15 protein-coding genes are annotated in these 15,929 nt (G+C 65.2%); 10 read left to right on the forward strand and 5 right to left on the reverse strand.

What is annotated here, in order from left to right; genetic code table 11:
• The 4 genes from sufD to ASG86_RS10870 all read left to right on the forward strand — a co-directional run bounded on the left by sufD (position 1) and on the right by ASG86_RS10870 (position 2,887).
• Positions 1–1,284, forward strand: a complete 1,284-nt coding sequence (gene sufD / locus ASG86_RS10855; RefSeq protein WP_056333738.1) for a Fe-S cluster assembly protein SufD — start codon at positions 1–3, stop codon at positions 1,282–1,284.
• A gap of 23 nt (positions 1,285–1,307) precedes the next feature.
• Positions 1,308–1,667, forward strand: a complete 360-nt coding sequence (locus ASG86_RS10860) for a non-heme iron oxygenase ferredoxin subunit (protein ID WP_056333741.1) — start codon at positions 1,308–1,310, stop codon at positions 1,665–1,667.
• A gap of 80 nt (positions 1,668–1,747) precedes the next feature.
• Positions 1,748–2,542, forward strand: coding sequence for a Fe-S cluster assembly ATPase SufC (sufC, locus tag ASG86_RS10865; RefSeq protein ID WP_056333743.1), 795 nt, complete (start codon positions 1,748–1,750; stop codon positions 2,540–2,542).
• Positions 2,543–2,554: 12 nt separating this feature from the next.
• On the forward strand, positions 2,555–2,887 hold the full coding sequence (locus ASG86_RS10870) for a metal-sulfur cluster assembly factor (RefSeq protein WP_018761278.1): 333 nt from the start codon (positions 2,555–2,557) through the stop codon (positions 2,885–2,887).
• A 178-nt stretch (positions 2,888–3,065) separates the two neighbouring features.
• Here the strand turns inward: ASG86_RS10870 and ypfJ are convergent, their stop codons facing one another.
• Positions 3,066–3,947 (reverse strand): KPN_02809 family neutral zinc metallopeptidase, encoded by an 882-nt coding sequence (gene ypfJ / locus ASG86_RS10875; protein WP_056333745.1) that lies wholly within the window; start codon positions 3,945–3,947, stop codon positions 3,066–3,068.
• A 58-nt stretch (positions 3,948–4,005) separates the two neighbouring features.
• Here ypfJ and ASG86_RS10880 point away from each other — a divergent pair, with 58 nt between their 5' ends.
• Together ASG86_RS10880 and ASG86_RS10885 are read left to right on the forward strand one after the other, a co-directional pair.
• A complete protein-coding gene (locus ASG86_RS10880) occupies positions 4,006–5,412 on the forward strand; it encodes a class I adenylate-forming enzyme family protein (RefSeq protein ID WP_056333748.1) in 1,407 nt (468 codons plus the stop codon).
• Positions 5,375–6,604: a thiolase family protein gene (locus tag ASG86_RS10885; protein ID WP_082566759.1), complete on the forward strand. Its 1,230-nt coding sequence runs from the start codon at positions 5,375–5,377 to the stop codon at positions 6,602–6,604. The genes ASG86_RS10880 and ASG86_RS10885 overlap by 38 nt, the downstream gene beginning before the upstream one ends.
• 3 nt (positions 6,605–6,607) lie before the next feature.
• On the opposite strand, the gene ASG86_RS10890 is transcribed toward ASG86_RS10885, so the two are convergent.
• Genes ASG86_RS10890 through ASG86_RS10900 form a run of 3 tightly spaced genes read right to left on the reverse strand, consistent with a single transcriptional unit; the run spans position 6,608 to position 8,624 of the window.
• Positions 6,608–7,240 carry an energy-coupling factor transporter transmembrane component T family protein gene (locus tag ASG86_RS10890; RefSeq protein ID WP_056333750.1) on the reverse strand — a complete coding sequence of 211 codons (633 nt, stop codon included), beginning with the start codon at positions 7,238–7,240 and terminating at the stop codon, positions 6,608–6,610.
• Positions 7,237–7,968 carry an energy-coupling factor ABC transporter ATP-binding protein gene (locus ASG86_RS10895; RefSeq protein WP_056333753.1) on the reverse strand — a complete coding sequence of 244 codons (732 nt, stop codon included), beginning with the start codon at positions 7,966–7,968 and terminating at the stop codon, positions 7,237–7,239. Before ASG86_RS10895 ends, ASG86_RS10890 begins: the two co-directional genes overlap by 4 nt.
• An 11-nt stretch (positions 7,969–7,979) precedes the next feature.
• On the reverse strand, positions 7,980–8,624 hold the full coding sequence (locus ASG86_RS10900) for a biotin transporter BioY (protein ID WP_056333756.1): 645 nt from the start codon (positions 8,622–8,624) through the stop codon (positions 7,980–7,982).
• A gap of 505 nt (positions 8,625–9,129) precedes the next feature.
• Here ASG86_RS10900 and ASG86_RS10905 point away from each other — a divergent pair.
• The 3 genes from ASG86_RS10905 (at position 9,130) to ASG86_RS10915 (ending at position 12,782) form a co-directional block, all read left to right on the forward strand.
• Positions 9,130–11,202 carry an Ig-like domain-containing protein gene (locus ASG86_RS10905; RefSeq protein ID WP_056333759.1) on the forward strand — a complete coding sequence of 691 codons (2,073 nt, stop codon included), beginning with the start codon at positions 9,130–9,132 and terminating at the stop codon, positions 11,200–11,202.
• 35 nt (positions 11,203–11,237) lie between these two features.
• Complete coding sequence (locus ASG86_RS10910; RefSeq protein ID WP_056333760.1) at positions 11,238–11,675, forward strand: VOC family protein; 438 nt, start codon at positions 11,238–11,240, stop codon at positions 11,673–11,675.
• A 90-nt stretch (positions 11,676–11,765) separates the two neighbouring features.
• Positions 11,766–12,782, forward strand: a complete 1,017-nt coding sequence (locus tag ASG86_RS10915; protein WP_056333763.1) for a DUF808 domain-containing protein — start codon at positions 11,766–11,768, stop codon at positions 12,780–12,782.
• A gap of 26 nt (positions 12,783–12,808) precedes the next feature.
• Here ASG86_RS10915 and ASG86_RS10920 read toward each other — a convergent pair whose 3' ends face one another.
• Positions 12,809–13,873, reverse strand: coding sequence for a spore photoproduct lyase family protein (locus ASG86_RS10920; protein ID WP_056334018.1), 1,065 nt, complete (start codon positions 13,871–13,873; stop codon positions 12,809–12,811).
• Positions 13,874–14,084: 211 nt separating this feature from the next.
• On the opposite strand from ASG86_RS10920, the gene ASG86_RS10925 reads away from it, so the two are divergent.
• Positions 14,085–15,683: an ABC-F family ATP-binding cassette domain-containing protein gene (locus ASG86_RS10925; protein ID WP_056333766.1), complete on the forward strand. Its 1,599-nt coding sequence runs from the start codon at positions 14,085–14,087 to the stop codon at positions 15,681–15,683.
• The last annotated feature ends 246 nt before the right edge of the window (positions 15,684–15,929 follow it).

Genomic DNA, 15,929 nt, shown 5'->3' on the forward strand with positions numbered 1-15,929 from the left:
ATGACTGAAATCACTACTGAAAAGGCACGCATCGGCGCGCCCTCAGCCCAGCCGTTCATCGACGGCTTCACCGAAGAGGGCGAGAGCCTCTCGCCGATCAACGCCAACGGCAAAGCCCCGCTTGCGGGCGCTTCAGCCAAGAGCCACTCCCACGGCGGCGGCGTGGGCGTACCGGACAGCTCACGCGCCGGACGGCTGACGTCCTACAAGCTCGCTGACTTCAAGCCGCTCACCGGCATGGAGGAGGACTGGCGCTTCACCCCGCTGAAGCGGCTCCGCGGCCTTCACTCGGAGGTCCTGTCCGGCGCGGCTCCCACCGTGATCGTCAAGGGCCCGGAGGGCGTCATTGTCGAGGGCGTCGGCCGCGACGACCAGCGGATCGGTACCGCCGGCATCCCCGAGGACCGCGTCTCCGCCAACGCCTGGGAGAACTTCGCCCAGGCCACCGTGGTGACCATCCCCGCGGAGTTCGAAGCCTTGACGGAGATCACCGTCGACATCGAAGGCACGTCCCTGGACGCCGCTGCCCAGCACCTCGTCATTGTTGCGGAAAAGTTCTCCAAGGCTGTTGTAATCCTGAACCACAAGGGCTCAGCAGTCGTCTCGGAGAACGTCGAGATCATTGTGGAAGACGGCGCCAACCTGACGGTTATCACGCTGCAGGAATGGAATGACGACGCCGTCCACGCCTCCTCCCAGCAGGCAAAGATCGGTCGTGACGCCAAACTCAAGCATGTCATGGTGAGCCTTGGTGGGGACCTGGTGCGCGTCACGCCGTCGGCCCGCTTCACCGCCCCCGGTGGCGAGGCCGAACTGTTCGGCCTGTACTTCGCCGACGCCGGCCAGCACCTTGAGCAGCGTCTCTTCGTTGACCACGCGGTGCCCAACTGCAAGTCCAACGTCCTCTACAAGGGTGCCCTGCAGGGCCGCAACGCCCACGCTGTCTGGGTTGGTGACGTCCTGATCCGCAAGGAAGCAGAAGGCACCGACACTTACGAGGCCAACCGCAACCTGCTGCTCACCGACGGTGCCCGCGCTGACTCGGTGCCCAACCTCGAAATCGAGACAGGGCTGATCGAGGGTGCAGGCCACGCCAGCGCCACCGGCCGGATGGATGACGAGCACCTGTTCTACCTGATGGCCCGTGGCATCCCCGAGGATGTTGCCCGCCGACTGGTGGTCCGGGGCTTCCTGAACGAAATCATCCAGCAGATCAAGGTCCCCTCCATCGAGGAGCGGCTGACCGAAGCTGTTGAGCACGAACTCGCACTGACGGACAACTAGAAGCTACGGAGCACGGTTTTCAGATGACTGACCAGCCAAAGGGCGAGCTTGTCTGCAAGGTGGACGAAATCCAGGTGAAGCAGGCGCTGCGGATCCTGATCGACGACTACCCTGTGGCGATCGTCAAGGATTCCATGGGGGAGATCCACGCTATCGGCGACACCTGCTCGCACGCGGACATTTCATTGTCCGAAGGCGACGTGGATGGCTGCACCATCGAGTGCTGGGGCCATGGCTCGCAGTTCGACCTCCGCAGCGGCCAGCCGCTGCAGCTGCCAGCCTACGATCCCGTCCCGGTATTCGCCGTCGAGATCGCAGGGGATGAGGTCTACGTGGATGTCACCAACGTCCTCAACGGCGCCGAAGCTCCGAACTTCAGCTAGCACCACAGAATTACGAACCACACTTCCAGACACAGAGCGCACCGCAGCCGGCAGGCGCGGCGCAGAGGAGAACAAGACATATGTCTACTCTTGAGATCAAGGACCTGCACGTCAGCATTGAGACGGAACAGGGCACCAAGGAAATCCTGAAGGGCGTCAGCCTGACCATCCGCACCGGCGAAACCCACGCCATCATGGGCCCGAACGGCTCCGGCAAGTCCACCCTGGCCTCAACCATCGCCGGGCACCCCCGCTACAACGTGACCAGCGGCTCCATCACCCTGGACGGCGAGGACGTGCTGGAGATGAGCGTGGACGAGCGTGCCCGCGCCGGTGTCTTCCTGGCCATGCAGTACCCGGTGGAGGTCCCCGGTGTCAGCATGACCAACTTCCTGCGTACCGCGAAGACCGCCATCGACGGTGAAGCCCCCAAGCTGCGTACCTGGACCAAGGACGTCAAGGCTGCCATGGAACAGCTGCGGATCGACGCTGATTTTGCCCAGCGCAACGTCAACGAAGGTTTCTCCGGCGGCGAGAAGAAGCGGGTGGAGATCCTCCAGCTGGAACTCTTCAAGCCCAAGTTCGCCATCCTGGACGAGACCGACTCAGGCCTGGACGTTGACGCGCTGAAGGTTGTTTCCGAGGGCGTCAACCGCGCCCACGCCGAGGGCAACATGGGCACGCTGCTCATTACGCACTACACCCGCATCCTGCGCTACATCAAGCCTGACTTCGTCCATGTGTTCGTGGACGGCCAGGTTGTGGAAGAAGGCGGCCCCGAACTGGCCGACCGCCTCGAAGAAGAAGGCTACGACCGGTACGCCAAGGGCGCCGGCGCAGCCACCATCGCGGCCCCCGCCGCAGCACAGGCCTAGTAAGGACTTGTCATGACCGAAATCAAGCCGGGCCGCACGGCCCTGGAGGACGTCGAAGAGGCGCTCAAGGACGTCATCGACCCTGAGCTTGGCGTCAATGTTGTGGACTTGGGCCTGTTGTACGGCCTGAAGTACTCCGACGATGACGGTGCGCTGCTGATCGACATGACGCTCACCACCGCCGCCTGCCCGCTCACCGATGTGCTCGAGGAGCAGGTAGGCCAGGCACTGGACGGCGTTGTGGACGACTGGCGCCTGAACTGGGTGTGGATGCCGCCTTGGGGTCCGGAGCGGATCACCGACGACGGCAAGGACCAGATGAGGGCCCTCGGCTTCAACATCTAAAAAAAGTACGACGACGGCGGGTCACCTTCCCCAGGGAAGGTGACCTCCCTCGCCAATCTCGCAAGCTCGAATGGGGCCCCTCGGGAGCGTGGGCCCACCCACCGGCCCCACGCATCGACTGCTCCGTACCTGCCGTTATCACGCGTGAAAACGGCAGGTACGCAGCAATCGATGGGGTTTAAAGAGTGGCGGCGCTGAAGGTGTCGCACTGCTTGATATCGCCGGACTGGTAGCCCCGCGTGAACCAGCGCTGGCGTTCCTCACTGGAACCGTGCGTCCAGCCCTCAGGGGAGACCCGGCCGGTGGCGGCTTTCTGGATCCGGTCATCGCCCACCGATGCGGCGGCGGACAACGCATCGTTCACATCCTGCTCGGTGAGGGGTTCCAGGTACGGCTGCCCCGTTGCGGGATCCGCCGTGGTGGAAGCGTACTTGGCCCACAGACCGGCGTAGCAGTCGGCCTGCAGCTCGGTGCGGACGGACCCGGACTCCGGTCCCTGCGGATCCTGCTGCGCACGCCCCAGGTCGCCGAGGACGTTCTGGATGTGGTGGCCGAATTCGTGGGCCACCACGTACTCCTGAGCCAGGGGGCCGCCGGAGGAACCAAAGCGGTCCACCAGTTCCTGGAAGAAGCCGGGATCGAAGTACGCGGTGGTATCCGTGGGGCAGTAGAAGGGGCCCACATCGGACGTTGCGGACCCGCACCCGGTGTTGGTGCCGCCGCTGAAGATCACTGCCTCCGGGCGGGGGTACTGCACGTTGTACTGCTTCAGGTAGCCGGGCCAGAACGCGTTGAGGCTGTTGACGGTGCCGGTGATCCGGCAGTCAAGCCGCGCGTCGGCGTCCGCCCCGGTGCTGCAGGCCGGAGCCGTGCCCTGGGACTGTCCGGCGGTTCCGCCGTCAGTCAGTCCTCCGAGCATGTTGGGATTGATGCCAAGCAGGAGCGCAACGAGCAGCACCAGGCCGCCACCGATTCCGCCACCGATTTTCACGCCGGTGCCCATGCCCCGCCGGTCCTGGACCTGGGACGGATCAAGCTGCACGTTGTCATTGAAACTCATATCGTCACAATACCCGCGGGCCGGGGACTCAACCCATGGCGGCCGGTAAAGTTGGTTCGTGCCTTTCCTCGACAAGATCCAGCTCTGGGCTGGGCAACGGCCGCACGACACCGCCGTGGTGATCGCCGGAAGGCGCCTTGCCTGGGCGGAGCTGCTGGATTCCGCTGCCGGACTGGTGCCGGAAACGAAGTCAGTCACCACCTTGTGCGAGTCCAACTCCGTGGACTTCGCCGTGAAGTTCTCTGCCGCCGTGGCCGGAAACCGCCAGTGCGCTGTCCTGGATCCTTCCTGGCCCGCACCCCTTCAGGAGGACATTGTCCGGCGGGTGGAGGCCTGCGCCGTTCCGGCCCCGGTCTCCCCGGATGACGACCTGGCTGATGGCCCGCCTGACGCCGGCTTCCTCATCGGCCTGACCTCCGGCACCACGTCCGTGCCCAAGGCATTTACGCGTTCGCGGCGGTCATGGCAGCAGTCCTTCGACGCCTCGATCGAGTTTTTCGGGCTTCGGCAGGATGACGTCACCCTTGCGCCCGGCCCGCTGGCCGCCAGCCTGAACCTCTACGCCCTGGCCGAATGCCTCTACGCCGGGTCCGAGTTCCAGACGCTGGAGACGTTCGACGTCGGCGACGTCCACGCTGCCATCACGCATGACAGGGTGACCCGCCTGGTACTGGTGCCCACCATGCTGCGGATGCTCAGCGAACGGGGGATGACGGGGTGCGTCGACGCTTCCGGTATCCGCACCATCATCTGTGCCGGCTCCAAGCTCGACGCCCGGACCCTGGAAGCGGCCCGGCGCTGGGCTCCTAATGCCACCATTTACGAGTACTACGGCGCCTCCGAGCTGAGCTTCGTCTCCGGCCTTGGCCTGGCCCCAGGGCAGGACGCGGCCGCGGGCGGCACCGGAATCGGGCGGCCCTTTCCCGGCGTCGACGTCCGGATCCTGGACGACGACGGCATCGTGGTTCCGGCGGGTGGCTACGGCAACATCTGCGTCCGCAGCGGCATGGTGAGCAACGGTTACCTGTGGGGCGATGACGGCGAGGCGCTGCGGTCCTTTGGTGACTGGTACACGGTGGGGGACCAGGGCTACCTCCTGGACGGGGAGCTGCACATCCTTGGCCGCCGCGCCGATATGATCCTTACCGCCGGACGGAACGTCTACCCACACGAGGTGGAGCTGGCCCTGGCCGCAGTCCCCGGCGTTGCGGCAGCGGTGGCCGCCGGCATGCCGGACGATCTGCGCGGCCAGCGGATAGTGGCGGGGGTGGTGGCGTCCCATGGCGGGCTTACGGCAACGCAGCTGCGGGCCGGCCTGGAGGACATCCTGTCCCGGCACAAGCGGCCCCTGCAGTACTACCTCCTGCCGGAACTTCCCACCACAGACCGCGGAAAGGTCAGCCGGAACCTGCTGATGGAGTGGATCAATGCCCGGGACCCCAGGGTACGGGCCCTTGGCGGCTGACGTCCTGCCGGCCGGGCTCCTGCCGGCGGACCGCCAGCCCGTGATCATCGCCGCGCGCCGCACCCCGGTGTGCCCCGTCAACGGAGCCCTGCGGACCCTCCGGGCACATGAACTGCTGGCGCCGGTCCTTCGCAGCCTTGTTGCCGAGCTGTCATTGGATCCGGGGTGTGTTGCCGACGTCGTGGTCGGCAATGCCGTGGGCGGCGGCGGAAACGTGGCCAGGCTCGCCCTGCTGGAGGCGGGATTTCCCGTCACCGTGCCGGGGATCACCGTGGACCGGCAATGCGGCTCAGGCCTGGACGCCATCGTCCTCGCCGCCCGGCTGGTTGCGGCCGGTGGCAGCCCGCTCTACCTGGCAGGGGGAGTGGAGAGCACCAGTACCGCGCCCCTGCGCGCGCACCGGAAGGACGACGGCGGCCCGGAGTTCTACCACCGCGCCCAGTTTGTGCCGGCGGGCTTTGGGGATCCGGACATGGGCGTCGCCGCGGAAACGGTGGCGGAGGAATACGGCGTGGGCAGGGACCGCCAGGATGCCTTTGCGCTGGCCAGCCACCGGAAAGCCCTCGCGGCGGTCAGCGGGGGGCGGTTTTCAGACGAAATCGTGCCGCTGGCCACTGCTGCCGGGGCTGTTTCCACCGATGGCGGGCCGCGCGCCGGCCTAAACCCCGCCATCATGGCGAGGTTCCCTGCCGCCTTCGTGCCCGGGGGGACCGTCACCGCCGGAAACTCCTGCTTTGACGCGGACGCCGCATCCGCCGTCGTCATCACTTCCCTTGAGCTCGCGCGGCAGCTGGGGGTGCACGATGGCCTGCTGGTGCGCGGCACAAGCACCGCGGGCGTGGCCCCGCAGGTGCTGGGGATCGGCGCTGCCCCCGCGGCCCGGGAGGTGCTGGCCGGAGCCGGTGTATCAGCCGGGGAGGTGGACCTGGTGGAATTCAATGAGGCCTTCGCATCCCAGACACTTGCCTGCCTGGACCAGCTGGGCATTGATGCCGGGCGGGTGAACCTGGACGGCGGCGCGCTGGCGCTGGGGCATGCCTATGGTGCCTCCGGCGCGGTCCTGGTGACGCGGCTGCTGGCCCAGGCGCGGAGGGCGGGTGTTCCGGGAACGTTGGGGCTGGCGATGATCAGCATGGCCGGTGGCATGGGGACCGCGGCGCTGCTTGAGTACTGCGTGCCCTCACAAGCCTGATCTTCAGGCCGGCTGGTCCTCGGCCTCGCCCAGACCGCGCGCGGCGAGTGCTTCGCCGGTCTGCCGGGCGTAGGCCACGGAGGTAATAAAGACCGGCAGCACCAGGGCCCGCGGGTTGCGTTCCAGGCCCCTGGCCCTGGCGGAGTCCCGGACGTCGGCGAATGTGCCGGCGATGAATGGGATGCTGCGGAGCATGATGCCAATGGTCAGTGCGAAGCGTTCCGGATCGGCACCCAATCTCTTGAAGGGACGCGCCACCCGGACAACGCCGTCCAGGAGCTGCTGAATGGGAGTGGTGCCGGTAAGCAGGGACGCTGCCACCACGCAGACCAGGATGTTCAGCACAATCCGCGCCGCGGTGGGACCGCCCAGCTGCCACCACTGGAAGAGGCCGATGGCCAGCAGCACGGGAGCGAGCGGCCGGACGGCACCCCACAGCCGTTTCATGCCGGCGCCGGCCAGCAGGAACAAGCCGGAGAGAACGGCCAGCACGGCTGCCGAAATACCCCAGTCCACGATGATGAAGGACGCCAGCCCGCAGGCGAAGACCAGCGCGAACTTCAGTGCCAGCGGCGCCCGGTGCAGGAGGGAATTGCCCGGCACATAGTTGGCCAGGAGGAACCCGTGGCCCCTCATCGGGTGTCCCGGGCTGCGTGATCAAGCCCTTGGAGGCACCACGAACGGTAGGCTGCCACGGCTTCGGCGGGGGCGCCGTCGAATGCCACGCGGCCCGCTTCGATGACCAGGACGCGGTCCATCTCCAGGGCAAGCCCAAGGTCATGGGTGGACATGATGATTTGCTGGTCCAGGGTGGCCAGTGTCCTGCGGAGCAGCTCGCGGTTGCGCAGGTCAAGCAGTGTGGAGGGTTCGTCCAGGACCAGCACCGCAGGGTCCACGGCGAGCACGGCGGCGAGCGCCATCAGTTGCCGTTCGCCGCCGGACAGCTCGTAGATGCTCTGGTCTGCCAGGTGAAGGAGTCCCAGCCGGCCAAGCGCTGCCTCAGCCTGGCGGCGCCGTTCCGGGCCGTTCTTCACGGAGCGGCGCAGGGACAGCTCAACGTCCTCCCTGCCGGTGGGCATCACCAGCTGGGAGAGGGGGTCGGTGAAGACGAAGCCGACGTTCCGCCTGACTTTGCGTACGGCACGCACTGTATCGTCGCCGTCGACCGCCACCCTGCCGTTGGTTGGCTGGATGAGCCCGTTGACCAGGCGCAGCAGCGTGGACTTGCCGGAGCCGTTGGCGCCGATGATGCCCACGCGTGCCTCCTCGAGCCGGAGGGTCACCGCGTCGAGGAGGACTTTGGGTTGCGGGGAGTTCTCTGTTTCGACGGCGACGGACACCTGGTCAAAGGTCACTGCGGGCATGGCGACGGGTCCTAGGCGTTTTCGGTTGTCACGGCAAGGCGGCGCACGCGGCGCACCAGGACATCGGGGAAGGCCCGGTGAAGGGCGACGGCGATGACGGCCGCGAGCACATTTTTGATGATGTCTCCCGGGTAGAAGATGAGGTCGCCCAGGAACGCCTGCTCCAGGGTGGCCTTGGAGTTCATTGCGATGCCCATGATGCCCAGCGAGTGCACCACCACGATGCTGGTGACCGTGGCGGACAGGAAGAACCAGAGGGCGCGGGCCCTGGTGGTGCGTTTGATCACCACAGTGGCCAGCCATCCGACAATACCCGCTGCGATGGGGAAGGCGATGATGTAGCCGGCCGAGGGGCCGGCAAGGATGCCCAGGCCGCTGCGGCCCTGGCTGAAGATGGGGAGGCCGGCGAGGCCCAGGAGGGTGTACAGGCCGACGGCGGCAAACCCGCGCGCCGGGCCCAACACCAGGCCGGTCAGCATGACGGCCAGGGTCTGGAAGGTGATGGGGACGCCGAAGCCGTTCAGGGCCAGTCCCGGCACCAGGGCGGCGCCGGCCACGAGGGCGGCAAAAACGGCGATGAGGCCCAGGTCCGTGCCGTTCCAGCGGCGGCGCTCCGTCCGCGGGCTGCTCTTCGGGCTGGTGTCGGTGTTGCTCATTGGGGGTCCTGTCGAGGTTGTACAAGCGGAATCTAATGTACAGCCGACGCTACCGGGGTGGAACGGGGCCCATTTTGTAGGGGACCTACTAAACAGGGGACCGTCGGCTTTGGGCTGGGCACAAGGAGCTTCCACCTGGATACCTTTGGCGGACCCTTGGTGGGAGAGGGGCTGGTCTCGCACTATGAAGCCTCGGAGCCTGCTCCTGCATGTGCCTTTCGGTCGAAGCTGCTGAGGCTGGCCTGCGCGAGGAGGTGTAGGGGCATTAATTAGGGGGAGCCCGGGATTGTTTTGGGTGCCTGAAGCAACAACACTGAACGAACTGGATTTGCATTGGCATTTAAATCGGGGGGCTAAATTGATCAACCAACCATTATTCCGCAGGAGTGAGCCTGGTACTGGTGCCTGGACTTTCTTTCTTTTCGTAAGCCGGGGGGTTGATCGTTCGGCTGGTCCCCGCCGCCGTCATTGGCCGAATCTGCGGGTCCACGGACTTTTGACAGCGATGTTCGTTGTGTTCTGTGCCCTGGTGGTACCGATCCCGGCGTCGGCCGACACGGGCGATGTTGGCGTTGCGGGTCCCTCGCATTCCGGCACCGCCACACCCACAGGCACCAAGCGCGCCACGAGCGTGTTGTGGTTCAACGACGGATCCTGGTGGGGAAACCTGTGGGACTCTGCCAGCTCCGATTTCCACATCTTCCGGTTCAACGCCGTGACCAGTTCCTGGGTGGATACCGGCGTGGCCACGGATGGACGGGCGGACACCCATCATGACGTGCTGTGGGACGGGAAGACGCTGTATGTCGCAAGCTACAAGTTCGTGAACGATGAGTCGCCGGCTGAACCGAATTTCCCCACAACGATGCGCCGTTACAGCTACGACTCTGATACCGGAAAGTATGCGCTGCTGGGTTCCTCCCAGATCAACAACTCCAAGGTTGAAGTCCTGACCATCGACAAGGACTCCACGGGCAGGGTCTGGTCCAGCTGGCAGGAGGACAACAGGATCTACCTGAACGTGACCGCCACTGACGGCAAGACGTGGGGCACGCCCTTCCAGGTTCCCGGAGCAATGAGCAACGTCTCCGTGGACGATACGTCGGCCGTGATTGCCTTTGACGGGAAGATCGGTGTGATGTGGAGCCGCCAGGTGGGGGACTCCACCGACGGCATGTACTGGAGCTACCACATCGATGGGGCGTCAACCACGGACTGGAGCACGCCTGTGGCGGCGGTGTCCGGGCAGCGCAGCAGCGATGACCACATGAACCTGAAGTGGCTGGACTCCACGGGAGGCCGGGTGTTCGCCGCCATCAAGACGTCATACACTTCGGCGTCACAGCCGCTGATCCAACTGCTGGCCCTCAGTGGCACCACGTGGTCCGCACACACGATCGCCACTGTTGCGGAATGCCCCAACCGGGTGATCGTCATGATTGACGAGAGCAGCCAGAAGCTGCGCACTTTCGCTACCTATCCAAAGCCGAGCGGCACGACGGACGCCGGTGTCTGCAGCACGTCCGGCGGTGCGATCTACGAAAAGTCGACGCCGCTGGACAACATCAAGTTCACCACCACCAAGACGGCCCGCATCGTCGATGCCGACCAGTTCGTGCACAACGTGACGTCGACGAAGCAGAACGTCAACAGTGCGGCGTGGGGTACGGTCGACAGCGGCCTGTTGCTGCTTGCAGACGTCAATGCCACAAGCCAGTACTGGCACTACTACGATCCCACCGGCGGGGGAAGCAATGACACCACCGCTCCGACCGTCACCGCCACGTCCCCCGCTACCGGTGCCACCGGCGTGGCGGTGACAGCCAATGTGACAGGGACGTTCTCGGAGGGATTGGACCCCTCCAGCGTCACATCCAGCACATTCACATTGACGGACGGGACGGCGCCTGTGGCCGCCGCTGTTTCCTACGCCACGTCCGGCAAAGTTGCAACGCTGGACCCCGGTGCGGACCTTGCAAGCGGCACAAAATATACAGCGACGATCAAGGGCGGCACCGGCGGCGTGAAGGATGTTTCCGGTAACGCCCTGGCCGTGGACAGGACCTGGACTTTCACGACGGCCGGGGCTCCGCCGGCGCAGACTCCGATCGCCGTTAAGGCTGCTTCGCTGGGTGGTGCCCTTGGAGCAGCCACCACACCAGAGGTGTATGGCCTCAAGGACAACGGCGGATACCAGTGTTTTGAACGCGGGTGCATCCTCTACTCGCCGGCATCAGGGGCCCACGTCTCAACTGGCGCGATCCGAGGYYTGTGGGCGGCTACAGGGTTTGAAGGTGGCAGGCTCGGCTACCCRACCACCGACGAGGTGGGCGGCCTCAGGGACGGCGGGGTCTACCAGAATTACCAGGGCGGGGCCATTATCTGGTCACCGGCCACAGGACCCCATATCTCCGTCGGCGCCATACGCTCCATCTGGGCCTCCACAGGGTATGAATCAGGTCGCCTCGGTTATCCCACCAGTGATGAATACGCTACGGGGAATGGAAGCGTGGCCCAGAACTACCAGGGTGGCGTCATTCACTGGAGCCCAAGCGGCTTCTACATCTCTTGGTCGTAAAGAACCGGACGTGATGACTTGGTAATGTGTGCCGCATGCCCATCAAACTGGAGAACGTCGGCATTGCAGTCCGGGACCTGGAGGAGGCCATCGCATTCTTCACCGACCTCGGCCTCACCGTCCTGGGCCGTCAGACGGTCAGTGGAGAGTGGGCCGACACCGCCGTAGGCCTCGACGGCAACCATGCCAAAATCGCCATGCTTCAGACACCGGACGGCCACGGCCGGCTCGAACTGTTCGAGTACATCCACCCCGACGCGATCGAGACTCTTCCCACACTGCCCAACGAGGTCGGCATGCACCGCGTGGCGTTCTCGGTGGACGACATCGACGCCGCACTGGAAATTGCGGCCAGGCACGGCTGCCACCCCCTGCGCGGGGTTGCCACCTACGAAGACGTCTACAAGCTCACCTACGTCCGGGGACCGAGCGGAATTATCGTCATGCTCGCCGAGGAACTGAAGAAGGGCTGACCGCCTGCTGCAATATACTCCCAACATGCCCAAAAAGCACCCAGCCCTTAATGCCCATCGGTCCGTTACCGTTCTGAGCGGAGGCCAACTGTGAGCGGCGGTCTCGTTGCCCTGCTCGACGACGTTGCGGCCCTTGCCCGGATTGCTGCAGCTTCCGTGGACGATGTGGCCGCCGGTGCCGCAAAGGCGGGGGCCAAGGCCGCCGGAGTGGTGATTGACGACGCCGCCGTCACCCCGCAGTACGTTTCAGGAGCGGACCCGTCCCGCGAACTGCCCATGATCAAGCGGATCTTTTGGGGCTCCATCCGGAACAAACTGCTCATCATCCTCCCGGCACTGCTGCTCATCAGCGCCTTCGTCCCGGGCGTGATTCCCTACATCCTCATGCTGGGCGGCACCTACCTCTGCTACGAGGGCGCGGAGAAGGTCTGGCACAAACTCCGCGGCAGCCACCATGAGGACGAGGAATCCCCGTCAGTGGAACGCGGGCCCGACGCCGAGGCCAAGGTTGTCAAGGGTGCCATCACCACGGACTTCATCCTGTCCTGCGAGATCATGGTGATCTCGATGAACGAGGTGGCAGCGGAGTCCATCTGGGTCCGCGCCTTCATCCTGGTCATGGTGGCGTTCGCCATCACAGTGCTCGTATACGGCGCGGTGGCACTGATCGTCAAAATGGACGACATCGGAATCCACCTGGCTGCCAAGGACTCTGCCCGTTCCCAGCGCCTCGGCAGGCTCCTGGTGAGAGGCATGCCGGCCGTGCTGGCCGCGATTACCTTCGTCGGCACGATCGCGATGCTCTGGGTTGGTGGGCACATCATGCTGCAGGGAGCCCATGACCTCGGCTGGCATGCGCCCTACGACCTGGTCCACGCCCTCGAATCCCCGGCAGCAGAGGTTCCGGTTGCCGGCGGCCTCCTGGGTTGGCTGGTCAACACCCTTTGCTCGGCGGTCCTCGGACTCGCCTGGGGCCTCGTCGTCCTGGCCGTCGTGGGTCCGCTGCTGAAAGTCCTGCCATTCGGCAAGGCGAAGGGCAGCCACGAAGAAGGTGCCGCGGAGGCCCGGACAAACGGCCATCAGCCGGAGAAACACGAAGAACGATAACTGTCTGTCTTCCGGGAGGATGCCCTCTAAAACGCGTACCGGATGCGACAATAAGGGGCTATGTCTGAAATGAGCGCGGTGAGCTGGCGCACGTAGCCCGCCTTGGCACGTGACCGGTAGCGGACGTTGTTGAAGCCATTGGACGAGGTCTTCGACTCCTGAAGATCGGGACGCCACAGGACGTTTTCGGCCTGCGGATGCCAGCCCAGGTTGACCTGGTGCAGTTGCTCGTTGTGCGTCAGGAAAATGACCTCCGCGGCCAGCTGTGCCTTGGCTGCCGGCGTCAGGGTGGCGTCGAGCTGGCGCAGCAGTTGCTCCCAGTCCGCGAGCCAGGTGTCCGTGACAATAACGGGGGAGAAGTTCACATGCACCTGGTACCCGGCGGCAACGAAGTCGTTGATGGCTGCCATGCGTTCCGCCACCGGTGATGTCCGGACGTCGACGGACTTCGCCAGGTCTGCGGGCATCAGCGAAAACCGGATCCGGGTATGCCCGCCATGATTCCAGTGCAGCATTGCCGGGTTGACGAACTTGGTGGCAAAGGACAGCTTGGCGTTGGGCAGTTCGCGGAAGAGCGTGACGAGATCCTCCACGTTGTCGCTGATCAGCGCATCAACCGAACAGTCGCTGTTCTCGCCGATGTCATAGACCCACAGCTCCGGGTCGCACTGATTGGGCTCCAGCTTCAGCCCCTGGCGGGTGGCGTGCCGTTCGAGCGTGGCGGCGATCTGGTCGATATTGGCGAACACGGTAACGGGGTTGCTGTACCCCTTGTGCCGCGGCACGTAGCAGTAGGCGCACGCCATGGCGCACCCGTTCGCCGTGGAGGGCGCGATGAAGTCCGCTGACCGGCCGTTCGGCTTGACGGACAGGGACTTCTTGACGCCCAGAACCAGCGCCTCCGTTTTGATCCGTGACCAGCGCGGGACGTTGGCTTCATCACCATGAACGTCCGGGATGTTCCAATGGTTGTCCACCAGTACGACGTCGGCATCCGGCCAGCGTGCCACGATCTCCTGGCCCCGGGGCAGCTCCAAAGCGGCCGGCTGGGCGTAGATGCGCCGGATTTGGAGCAGCCGATCGAATTCCATGACCACATTCTCCACGACCCTTCCGGGCAGCAGGCCGCGTTAAGCCCACGGCAGCAGCAGGAAACCTCCCGCCGCACGCTGTTGTTGAAAATTGGCTGCCCTGCCGGACGGTAGACTGGATTGTGCCGTTCTCCGGCTACTCTGCCCTGGCGTCCCTTCGTACCGTGTACGCGGACCGCGGCGTTCCCTGTTGTGAAAGGCCTTACCTGCTGTGATTACTGTCCAGGATCTTGAACTGCGTGCCGGTGCCCGGCTCCTGATGGACCAGGTGAGCTTCCGCATCGATAAAGGGGACAAGATCGGCCTGGTGGGCCGCAACGGCGCGGGCAAGACCACCCTGACGCGTGTCCTTGCAGGCGAAGGCCTTCCCGCCGCCGGCAAGGTCACCCGCAGCGGCGAAATCGGCTACCTCCCGCAGGACCCCCGCACCCCGGACATGGAGCAGCTGGCACGTGACCGGATCCTCTCCGCCCGCGGCCTGGACATCGTCGTCGGGAAGCTCCGGAAAGCGCACGATGAAATGGCCAGCGAAGATGCCGACGTCCAGCGCAAGGCCATGAACCGGTACGACCGGCTGGAGTCCGAATTCCTCGCAGCCGGCGGGTATGCTGCCGAGGCCGAGGCTGCGTCAATTTGTTCCAACCTGGCCCTCCCTGACCGCCTGCTGAACCAGCCGCTCAAAACGCTGTCAGGCGGCCAGCGGCGCCGCGTGGAGCTCGCCCGCATCCTCTATTCCGATGCCGAAACGATGCTCCTGGACGAACCCACCAACCACCTTGACGCCGATTCCATCGCCTGGCTGCGTGACTTCCTGAAGAACCACCAGGGCGGCCTCATCGTCATCAGCCACGACACCGACCTGCTGGAAGCCACCGTCAATAAGGTGTTCCTGCTGGACGCCAACCGCGCCCAGATCGACTTTTACAACATGGACTGGAAACGGTACCTCCTGCAGCGGGAGACGGACGAGCGCGCACGGAAGCGTGAACGCGCCAACGCCGAGAAGAAGGCCCAGGTCCTCATGGACCAGGCCAACAAGATGAGGGCGAAGGCCACCAAGGCTGTGGCCGCACAGAACATGGCCAAGCGTGCCGAGCGTCTGCTCAGCGGCCTGGAAGCCGTCCGCGAGCAGGACCGCGTGGCGGCGCTGCGGTTCCCCGATCCGTCACCCTGCGGCAAGACCCCGCTCACCGCAGACGGGCTCAGCAAGTCCTACGGCTCGCTGGAAATCTTCACCGACGTGGACCTGGCCATCGACCGCGGTTCCAAGGTGGTCATCCTGGGACTCAACGGTGCCGGCAAGACCACGCTGTTGCGCATGCTCGCCGGCGTGGACGCCCCGGACACCGGCGAGGTCATCCCCGGCCACGGCCTGAAGGTGGGCTACTACGCCCAGGAACACGAAACCCTGGACCACGACCGTACCGTTCTTGAGAACATGCGCTCCGCCGCACCGGACATGAAGGACGCCGAGGTGCGCGGCATCCTGGGCTCATTCCTGTTCTCAGGCGACGACGTCGACAAGCCCGCCGGCGTGCTCTCCGGCGGCGAAAAGACGCGCCTGGCCCTGGCCACCATCGTGGCATCCAGCGCCAACGTCCTCCTCCTCGACGAACCCACCAACAACCTCGACCCTGCCAGCCGCGCCGAAATCCTCGGCGCCCTGCGCAACTACACCGGCGCCGTCGTCCTGGTCAGCCACGACGAAGGCGCTGTCGAAGCCCTGAACCCCGAACGCGTGGTCATGCTTCCAGACGGCGTCGAAGACCTCTGGAACGAGGACTACCTGGACCTGATCACGCTGGCCTAAGCCGCTCCGTACCTTACGTTCGCTGCGCGACGCAGGTGCGCGCCCGTGGCTGCTTCGCTGCGGGACGCAGGTGATTTCCCGCGTGCTGGCTCGTTCCTCGTCTTTGACGCACGCTACATAAATCACCTGCGCCGCTCCGCTTGTGCCTTTGTGGCCTTTGCCCAGAGAGCCCGTGGTCCTGTCCGATTATCGACCGCTCCGCCCGCGGCAGCGAGCCGTTCCTTTCGGCGCAGCCAAAGGGGAAAT

It is taken from the genome of Arthrobacter sp. Soil764 (assembly GCF_001428075.1).
GTDB lineage: Bacteria > Actinomycetota > Actinomycetes > Actinomycetales > Micrococcaceae > Arthrobacter.

Excerpts from the sequence above, each read along its gene's own strand:
- sufD (WP_056333738.1), top strand. The coding sequence starts at position 1 with ATGACTGAAATCACTACTGAAAAGGCACGCATCGGCGCGCCCTCAGCC.
- ASG86_RS10910 (WP_056333760.1), top strand. The coding sequence starts at position 11,238 with ATGCCCATCAAACTGGAGAACGTCGGCATTGCAGTCCGGGACCTGGAG.
- ASG86_RS10870 (WP_018761278.1), top strand. The coding sequence starts at position 2,555 with ATGACCGAAATCAAGCCGGGCCGCACGGCCCTGGAGGACGTCGAAGAG.
- sufC (WP_056333743.1), top strand. The coding sequence starts at position 1,748 with ATGTCTACTCTTGAGATCAAGGACCTGCACGTCAGCATTGAGACGGAA.
- ASG86_RS10900 (WP_056333756.1), bottom strand. The coding sequence starts at position 8,624 with ATGAGCAACACCGACACCAGCCCGAAGAGCAGCCCGCGGACGGAGCGC.
- ASG86_RS10860 (WP_056333741.1), top strand. The coding sequence starts at position 1,308 with ATGACTGACCAGCCAAAGGGCGAGCTTGTCTGCAAGGTGGACGAAATC.
- ASG86_RS10890 (WP_056333750.1), bottom strand. The coding sequence starts at position 7,240 with ATGAGGGGCCACGGGTTCCTCCTGGCCAACTATGTGCCGGGCAATTCC.
- ASG86_RS10895 (WP_056333753.1), bottom strand. The coding sequence starts at position 7,968 with ATGCCCGCAGTGACCTTTGACCAGGTGTCCGTCGCCGTCGAAACAGAG.
- ASG86_RS10920 (WP_056334018.1), bottom strand. The coding sequence starts at position 13,873 with ATGGAATTCGATCGGCTGCTCCAAATCCGGCGCATCTACGCCCAGCCG.
- ypfJ (WP_056333745.1), bottom strand. The coding sequence starts at position 3,947 with ATGAGTTTCAATGACAACGTGCAGCTTGATCCGTCCCAGGTCCAGGAC.
- ASG86_RS10885 (WP_082566759.1), top strand. The coding sequence starts at position 5,375 with ATGCCCGGGACCCCAGGGTACGGGCCCTTGGCGGCTGACGTCCTGCCG.